The following is a 1024-nucleotide window of genomic DNA, read 5'->3' as shown; positions in this document are numbered from 1 at the left end:
ACACCTTCAATAAAATTCTCAAAATACAAGTAAATAAAATGGTTCAGCGTCAATGCGACTAAAACAACCCTCACGATACTTATGCTCCAAATGTTCCGTTTGAAGCAGTATTTGGATTAAGTCTGCTACTGTCGAGCATCAAATATTAATAAAATCGACGCTAATCTCAGTTTGGTTTATTTAACGCCGCATTAGGTTGTGAGTAACGATATCGACAAATTGTGCCATAAATACGAAGCTCAACTTTGGAACTAAAATGCAAAGTGTTAGGAATCCATCTTGAATGTTGTGTTATGCGCAGCAATCGTTATTTAGTTCTGTCTTCTATTTCGTCGAATGCTTCAACCGAAACACGTTTTGCAATTTTACGCATCTGTTGCATCTTTTCTGGGTTACGATTTCCCCAAAATAACTCCCAGTCTTCACGTGTGTTCCACTTAGCAATGGTCAGAACTTTTTCAGGTGTATCATAGGAGCGCAACATAAAGCTACCGAGCGCACCTTCAACTGAATGATGAATTGATTCTGTCGCCGAGCGCCAGACATTTTGAAACTCATCCATTTGCTCAACCGGCACATGCCATTCATAGACAACTCTAAACATAAAACTCCCTTTATTTTTGGTCTGAAAATGTATCTAATTTTCAGGTTAGTGCTTTTTGACCAATTTGAATTTTTGGCTCTATACCGACTTTACGATACAAACCCAAAGCAGATTTATTAAAGGAATATACCTCTAACCACAACTCTTCTCCGCCGTCATAAATGGCATTTGCCTCGAACGCTTCTATTAGCGCTAATCCAACCCCTTGATTCCTATAGCATGAGTTCACTACAATCTGTTCAACGCTTGCGATTTTTCGCTGTTTTAACGTCCAAGACTTACGAACCCATAGCTCACCAAAAACAAAACCAATTACCTTCCCTTCGCTTTCAGCAACGAGAAAAATTGAGCTATCACTTTCGATAATTTTGTGTAAATCGATTTTCTGTTCAATTTCTTCCGGTGTTAGGAAGTCATCTG

Annotated in this window: 2 protein-coding genes; both read right to left on the bottom strand. The window is 38.7% G+C overall.

From position 1 onward, the window contains the following. Positions 1-307: 307 nt before the first annotated feature. Complete coding sequence (locus tag R7Q47_RS26705; RefSeq protein WP_065779477.1) at positions 308-604, bottom strand: antibiotic biosynthesis monooxygenase family protein; 297 nt, start codon at positions 602-604, stop codon at positions 308-310. A 40-nt stretch (positions 605-644) separates the two neighbouring features. Beyond that, the coding region (locus R7Q47_RS26700) for a GNAT family N-acetyltransferase (protein WP_318090337.1) at positions 645-1024 on the bottom strand (380 nt) is incomplete at its 5' end.

The sequence above is a fragment of the Vibrio sp. Vb0349 genome, assembly GCF_033338975.1.
This window is presented reverse-complemented; position numbering and strand designations above follow the sequence as displayed.

Excerpts from the sequence above, each read along its gene's own strand:
- R7Q47_RS26705 (WP_065779477.1), bottom strand. The coding sequence starts at position 604 with ATGTTTAGAGTTGTCTATGAATGGCATGTGCCGGTTGAGCAAATGGAT.